This window comes from Aminobacter sp. LjRoot7 (assembly GCF_964252895.1).
Classification (GTDB): domain Bacteria; phylum Pseudomonadota; class Alphaproteobacteria; order Rhizobiales; family Rhizobiaceae; genus Aminobacter; species Aminobacter aminovorans_B.
In genome coordinates this window covers 37,458-44,545 of sequence record NZ_CAXUPX020000020.1, presented here as the reverse complement: position 1 = coordinate 44,545, position 7,088 = coordinate 37,458, and the positions used below count along the sequence as shown (strand labels likewise).

General features: G+C 58.3%; 6 protein-coding genes. 5 read left to right on the top strand and 1 reads right to left on the bottom strand.

The features are described 5' to 3' along the window. The first annotated feature begins 1,081 nt into the window (after positions 1-1,081). Together ACSQ3E_RS30025 and ACSQ3E_RS30020 are read left to right on the top strand one after the other, a co-directional pair. Complete coding sequence (locus ACSQ3E_RS30025) at positions 1,082-1,294, top strand: hypothetical protein (RefSeq protein WP_436125431.1); 213 nt, start codon at positions 1,082-1,084, stop codon at positions 1,292-1,294. Between the two features lie 45 nt (positions 1,295-1,339). Then, positions 1,340-2,293 carry an AAA family ATPase gene (locus tag ACSQ3E_RS30020; protein ID WP_436125432.1) on the top strand — a complete coding sequence of 318 codons (954 nt, stop codon included), beginning with the start codon at positions 1,340-1,342 and terminating at the stop codon, positions 2,291-2,293. A gap of 464 nt (positions 2,294-2,757) precedes the next feature. Here the strand turns inward: ACSQ3E_RS30020 and ACSQ3E_RS30015 are convergent, their stop codons facing one another. Beyond that, a complete protein-coding gene (locus tag ACSQ3E_RS30015; RefSeq protein WP_409014729.1) occupies positions 2,758-3,102 on the bottom strand; it encodes a transposase in 345 nt (114 codons plus the stop codon). Positions 3,103-3,383: 281 nt separating this feature from the next. Between ACSQ3E_RS30015 and gcvT the strand changes: the two genes are divergently transcribed. The 3 genes from gcvT to ACSQ3E_RS30000 all read left to right on the top strand — a co-directional run bounded on the left by gcvT (position 3,384) and on the right by ACSQ3E_RS30000 (position 7,067). After that, on the top strand, positions 3,384-4,490 hold the full coding sequence (gcvT, locus tag ACSQ3E_RS30010) for a glycine cleavage system aminomethyltransferase GcvT (protein ID WP_055980212.1): 1,107 nt from the start codon (positions 3,384-3,386) through the stop codon (positions 4,488-4,490). Positions 4,491-4,570: 80 nt separating this feature from the next. Next, the gene (locus tag ACSQ3E_RS30005; protein ID WP_055980209.1) at positions 4,571-5,149 is read left to right on the top strand and encodes a HupE/UreJ family protein; all 579 of its coding nucleotides are present in this window, start codon (positions 4,571-4,573) and stop codon (positions 5,147-5,149) included. A 238-nt stretch (positions 5,150-5,387) separates the two neighbouring features. Continuing rightward, positions 5,388-7,067 carry a formate--tetrahydrofolate ligase gene (locus tag ACSQ3E_RS30000; protein WP_436125430.1) on the top strand — a complete coding sequence of 560 codons (1,680 nt, stop codon included), beginning with the start codon at positions 5,388-5,390 and terminating at the stop codon, positions 7,065-7,067. Positions 7,068-7,088: the final 21 nt, after the last annotated feature.

Sequence of the window (7,088 nt, the reverse complement as noted above, 5' to 3'; positions counted from 1 at the left end):
GATCACCCAGAAGGACTTACGCGCCGTGTTCTCGAAATGTCTCAAATTCACCGGAGATCCTCCATCCTACGAAGGAACTCCACATGCTGCGATTTTGCACTACGCCAACGAGGTGTCAGGACCGGACGCTTACAGACCCCAAATAAGAGGGCGAGATAAAAGCGCATGCCCGAAACGCGTTAAGCCATTGGCATGGCTTGCGTTTTCCGGTGCATGACGATCGGTCGCGGGCATACTGCCCGGTTTTTATGGGAGATTTCAGTACCTTCGCATGCACATGATAGTTGCTCCGGCAGCCGGCAGCCTCGCATAAGGTGGGAGATCGGGGACATGCACAAGCGCTTGAGCTGCAGATCGGCCAGCAGATCTAACGCCTCTTGAAAAGGGTTGCGTGTTGGGACGTTCAGGTCGGGACTGTGCTCCCTCCGGTCACGCACAGAGGTTCAGCGGTACGGTATGGCCGATCCCACTCGAAGCAGTCGCTTTCGCCACCCCTACTGAACGAAGGCTTTGCCTTATCTCGGACATTCAGCCTCGGCGATTCGGGTTCTGAAAGCGACGCTCATGAGCTGTATCGGAAACCGACGACACTAGGGACAGCCCGCATCCCCAGATTAAACGGCCGAATCCGTGTGTGTGTGTTTAAGATTCCCACGCGGTCGTTAGCCGGTAGTCTCCATCCCCCGGGGGACACGATGCATCTACATTCCTATCGACTGCGGAATTTCCGGCGGCTTCGGGACGTGCACGTTGAGCTTGCATCTGACATCTCCATTTTCGTTGGGGCGAAACAACAGCGGAAAAACATCTGCCACGCAGGCGATGCAGATGTTTCTCTCGGGCGGTAAAGATGCCTTCTCGCTGTATGATTTCAGCACGCATGTCTGGCCGTTGCTGGACGAGATCGGCGAACGAGAGGACGAGATCGCCGAGTTCGAGTTTCCTACCGTCTCGCTCGACCTTTGGTTCGAGGTTAGGAGCGGAAGACCTCTATCTCGTTACCTTTATCCTGCCTTCGACCGATTGGGCCGGAACGCTCGTCGGCGCCCGTGTAGAACTCGGGCCGAAGAAAATCGCCGAATTGATCGAGCGTTACCGCGCTGCTCGTGATGATGGCCGGGCGAAGGCGGCCGCGCTGGACCATGGCGCGGGCGACTATGTGCCATGGCCGAAATCGCTGTCGGCTTACCTGCTTGGGGAACTGAGACGCGAGCACGAACTGCGCTACTTCGTCCTCGATCACACGCAGTTTGATGCGAAGTTTCAGGCGAAGGAAGGATACCAGCCACTATAGCGCAATCTTGATCAGCGTCAGGACGACCATCAGGCGCTTAAGGCGCTGTTCGAGTCTGAGGTCGGCCTCGACAAGCATCTTGCGGAAGTTTTTAAGGACACGTTGGAGCGATTGGGGCGCTTGGATTATCCCGGCCTCAATAACCCACAGCTCGAAATCAAGTCGGCGCTAAACCCCGCGTCCATCATGACGCAGGACGCGCGCGTCTACTATATCGTGGGCGAAGGCGCGCAGACGATCATGCTGCCTGACACCTACAACGGACTCGGCTTCAAAAACCTGATTTATATGGTGGTCGAAGTGCTCGACCTTCAGGAACGCTGGAAGGCCGAAGAGGACAAGCGCGCTCCCCTCCATCTCATTTTCATCGAGGAGCCCGAGGCGCACCTTCATGCGCAACTCCAGCAGGTGTTCATTCGCAACATTCTCGATTTGCTAGTCATGCCGGGTGAGGTCGGGGGATCATTCGCCGGCCAGGCGATTATTACGATGCACTCGCCGCACATCCTTTACGAGCGCGGCTTTCAGCCGATCCGCTACTTCCGGCACGACTTAGTTGGAAACGATCAGGTCACCGAAATGCTCAACCTCTCCGCGTTCTACGCGCAGGAAACAGAGCATCGCGATTTTCTGCAAAGGGATCTGAGGCTCAGCCACTGCGATTTGTTTTTCTCGGATGGCGCCGTGCTCGTCGAGGGCAACGTCGAGCGATTGCTGCTCCCCATGTTGCGGCGAACGAACCCGAGGCCGAAGAGAACGAAGGCGGTGAAGCGGAGGGGAAGAAGATCCTTCAAACGAGATCAATTCGATGGCCGCGTTCCTCGCGTGTATTCGCACTTCGCCAAGCGGCCAGAGCATCGGCTCACATGGCGCGAGTTCGAAATCTTGCTATTTAGAATCTTTCAAAACCAAGGCTTTACGTGTGAGATTGGCCCCGGCTCGAACGATGGCGGCATTGACGTTCGCGTGCTTCAGCGCGATCCCCTCGGGACATATTGACGATTGTTCAGGCGAAAAAAATACGCCCCGAAGAACAAGATACATGTCCGCCGTAGCCGCTCTCCACGGCAGGCAAGGTGCCGACGCTCAAGCCTGGCGCTGCTCGCACGGCCTAAAGGAGCAGACGAGCGTTCGCGCGATAGGCGAGTGCTATGAAGCCGAGGTAGGAATCTTTGTTTTGTCCTAGCGGTGGCGGCCAGTTTTCGTTGAACAACAGGCGCTGACGAGATTGCGCCAACGGTATTTTTGCCGGTCGTGCGGAGCAGGACTTTTTGCGGTTGGTCTAGGAGGGGATTACAGCTTCGACGCCGGCGCAGGCGATCTCGTTGCCGATGGCGAGCAATGCCTCGATACGGTCGGCAAGCATACGGAACAAAGGGCCAAAGCCTTGGGTGTCGTGCGCTTGTCCCCGCGTCAGCACGAAGCCTAGCGGTCGACCCCTGGCATCGCATCGTGCATGGAGTTTAGTAGGGAAGCCGCGACGCGATGGGCCAAGCGCCTCGATTCGTGACTCCCTTTTTATGCCGACTGCACAATTCTCTCGACCATCTCACAGCGTTTCGAGTGGAATCGAACACGCCGGTCACGACCCTTCGTCGGTAGCGGCGGAACACCCTGTTCCACTTGCGATATTCGTCGGGCAGGCGTCGCCACTGCGACCCGGCCCGCGCCATCCACATTATGCTCTCGAATAGAGCCGGTTGTCCTGTGCCGGTCGGCATCCGCGCCCTCCTCAGGGGCAGCCGCAGCCCGATCAAACCCCATTCCTCGTCCGCAACCCCGATCCGATCGCCTAGCGCCGCCTCCAAAAGACACCGTTGAATTGAACGCCGAGTCGAGCGTCGTGCTTTGTCCCCGAAGCCTAGTTGAGGAGGCAACTCGACCAAGCAATCGCTTACAAAGATCTCGCGTAAGAACGGCTCATTTGTCGGCGGGCGACAAATGTCTTGACAGAAATCGCGAAAAGAAAATAAGAAAGGTACTGCAGCGGGATAGCTGCATCGGAATTGGGGTATTTGAAGGCCCCCGACTGGCGCGATAGCGCCGTCGGGGGCCTTTTTGTTTTGCGCACTAGGAGGAGATACGCGCCATGAAGAAGACTCCGTTTTACGACAGTGGCCTTGAATATGGGGCCAAAATGGCCGAGCTGTTCGGCTATTGGCTGCCAGTGGAATATAGCGCCGGACATTCGCGGGAACATTTGGCAACACGTGAGAGCGTTTCACTGTGTGATCTGGATTACATGGCCGAATTTGTGATCGAAGGACCCGATGCACTTCCGTTGGTTCAGATGCTCGCGACGAACGACTATTCCAAGAAGAATATCGGCTCCGTGCAATATACCGCGATGTGTGACGAAGACGGTCGGATGATCGACGACTGCACGATCTGGGTCATGGACAAGAACAAGTATATGATCATCAGCGGTTCAGAAGACGATTACGCCTGGATTTCCAAGCAGGCGAAGCCGTACGACGTGGCCACTACAAACGTGACCGATAAGCACACAACGCTTGCACTGCAGGGACCGAAGGCCAATCGCGTGCTGCAGCCACTGGTCGACATCGACCTCTCGACCATAGGCTACTATCGGTTCAGGCCAGCAAAGATTTCCGGTATCGAGTGCATCATTGCGCGCATGGGCTACACGGGTGAAGCCGGTTTCGAGCTCCATTTCGCGTCGACTGAAGGACCGACCATCTGGAACCTGGTCATGAAGGCTGGCCAGGCCTACGACATTGTTCCATGTGCCCAGGCCGCTCTGGAGAGCCTTCGTCAGGAAGCCGGATATCTTTTGGTCGGCAAGGACCACGACCGCAGTACCAATCCCTTCGAAGCTGGTATCGGGTTTGCCGTGAAGTTTGGAAAAGAGAATTTCATCGGTAAGGCTGCCTTGCAGCGAATCGTCCGCGAGGGGGTAACCCGCCGGATGGTGTGGCTCGACATTCTCTCCGGCGACGTAGCTGAAACCGGCGACAAGATATTTGTCGGTGACCGCGAAATCGGAACGGTAACCAGCGGATCCTTCTCGCCGACCAGAAAGCGCGGAACTGCCATGGCTTTTGTAAACCCCGCCCACGCCGTCCCGAGCCTGGACGTTACGGTCCTGCTGGACAATGGCACGCGATCGAATGCGAAGCTGTCGGTTATGCCGCTATATGACCCCGGAGACACCCGCACCAAGAACTTCGCCTAATCCATTAGAGTTGAAGCTTCCTCCTAGGGGGAGGCTTCAACCGGCATGGTTTTCCTTTGTTCCCGATCGGAGCAGCCTTTATGAACAGATTCTTTCTGACGACTGGGTTCTCACTTGCAACCGCGGCGGCCCAGGCTCATCCCGGAACCGGTCACGCACATGGGATTGCCGCCGGTCTTTCTCATCCGCTTGGCGGTTTGGACCATGTCCTAGCTATGGCGGCCGTGGGCCTGCTGGGATACCTACTCGGCGGTTGCTTTCGTTGGCTGCTGCCGGCTGCATTCCTAGGTATGATGGTCTTGGGTGGCGCGGTCAGCGTCAGCGGCATCACTCTACCGGCAGTGGAGGCTGCGATTGTACTCTCGGTTATTATAATCGGAGCCTTGATTTTAATCGCACCTAACGTTCCCGGCTCAGTTGCACTCGCGATGACCGGGTTCTTTGCCGTTTTCCATGGTCACGCTCATGTAGCCGAAATGCCATTGGATGGCAGCGCCACGAGCTACGCACTGGGTTTTGTGTTGACGACCGCACTGCTTCATGCCGCAGGCGCGGCGCTTGGCGCCGGAGTTGCAGCAATCGGTGGCTCGCCGCTTGTCAGGCTGACAGGTGGGGCTGTGACCGGTTTAGGGCTGGGTATTTTGGCCGGTCTCATCTGATCGCAACCGCAGGGCGAGCGATATCGGCCGTAATTTTGCTTCGTCAAAGCAGTCGAACAGCGTTCAAAAGACCCGGTCCGCTTATGTTCAGCGCCGCGCGACAGCCGATGACTATCGCGCTGTTGAGGGCGAATAGGGCGGCCTCCGCCTGCCGTGCGGCAGGCCAGTCAGCACCTCGTTTTTAATCTGGGAGCCTAGGGCTCCGCGGAAATCGAACCAAACTCAAGGGAAGAGAGTCATGGCCGAATTCAAGACCGACATCGAGATCGCGCGTGCGGCGAAGAAGAAGCAGATCCAGGAGGTCGGTGCCAAGATCGGCATTCCGAGCGAACATCTGCTGCCTTATGGCCACGACAAGGCGAAGATCTCGGCCGAGTTCATCGCCAATGCGCGCAAGAACAAGGACGGCAAGCTGATCTTGGTCACCGCGATCAACCCGACGCCGGCCGGCGAAGGCAAGACCACGACCACGGTGGGCCTGGGTGACGGCCTCAACCGCATCGGCAAGAAGGCGATCGTGTGTATCCGCGAAGCCTCGCTTGGACCCAACTTCGGCGTCAAGGGCGGTGCTGCCGGTGGCGGTTATGCCCAGGTCGTGCCGATGGAGGACATGAACCTCCACTTCACCGGCGACTTCCACGCCATCACCACCGCGCACAATCTTTTGTCGGCGCTGATCGACAACCACATCTACTGGGGCAACGAGCTCGGCATCGACACCCGCCGCGTCGTGTGGCGCCGGGTGATGGACATGAACGACCGGGCGCTCCGCGAGATCAACTGCTCGCTCGGCGGCGTTGCCAACGGTTTTCCGCGTGAGGCCGGCTTCGACATCACCGTTGCCTCCGAAGTCATGGCGATCCTGTGCCTGGCGACCGACCTCAAGGATCTCGAAAAGCGTCTGGGCGACATCATCGTTGCCTATCGCCGCGACAAGACGGCAGTCTATGCCCGTGACCTCAAGGCCGACGGCGCGATGGCGGTGCTGCTCAAGGATGCCGTCCAGCCCAACCTGGTGCAGACGCTGGAAAACAACCCCGCCTTCGTCCATGGCGGCCCGTTCGCCAACATCGCCCATGGCTGCAACTCGGTGGTCGCGACCACCACCGCGCTCAAGCTCGCCGACTATGTCGTCACCGAAGCCGGCTTCGGCGCTGATCTGGGTGCCGAGAAGTTCTTCGACATCAAGTGCCGCAAGGCTGGCCTCAAGCCTGCCGCTGCGGTCATCGTGGCGACAGTCCGCGCGATGAAGATGAATGGCGGCGTCAAGAAGGAAGAGCTCGGCAAGGAAAATGTCGATGCGGTGAAGAAGGGCTGCGCCAATCTTGGCCGCCACATCGAGAATGTGAAGCAGTTCGGCGTGCCGGTGGTGGTGGCGATGAACCACTTCGTCTCCGACACCGACGCCGAGATCGCGGCGATGAAGGACTATGTCGCTTCGATGGGTGCCGAGGCAATCCTGTGCAAGCACTGGGCCAAGGGTTCGGCCGGCATTGAGGAGCTCGCCCACAAGGTGGTGCAGCTCGCTGAATCGGGTGCTTCGCAGTTCTCGCCGCTCTATCCCGACGAGATGAAGCTGTTCGACAAGATCGACACCATCGTCAAGCGCATCTACCGCGGCTCGGAGGCGATCGCCGACAAGTCGGTGCGCGACCAGTTGCATCAATGGGAACAGGCGGGCTACGGCCATTTGCCGGTGTGCATGGCCAAGACGCAGTATTCGTTCTCGACCGATCCCAACCTGCGTGGCGCCCCTGTCGACCATGTCGTGCCGGTGCGCGAGGTCAGGCTTGCCGCCGGTGCCGGCTTCATCGTCGCCATCTGCGGTGAGATCATGACCATGCCCGGCCTGCCCAAGGCACCGTCGTCGGAAAAGATCTTCCTCAACGAACAAGGCCAGATCGAAGGTCTGTTCTAAGGCGAACGCGTCTTAACATAA

Bases quoted from the DNA above. Each gene is read 5' to 3' on its own strand.
- gcvT (WP_055980212.1), top strand. From the start codon at position 3,384: ATGAAGAAGACTCCGTTTTACGACAGTGGCCTTGAATATGGGGCCAAA.
- ACSQ3E_RS30000 (WP_436125430.1), top strand. From the start codon at position 5,388: ATGGCCGAATTCAAGACCGACATCGAGATCGCGCGTGCGGCGAAGAAG.
- ACSQ3E_RS30005 (WP_055980209.1), top strand. From the start codon at position 4,571: ATGAACAGATTCTTTCTGACGACTGGGTTCTCACTTGCAACCGCGGCG.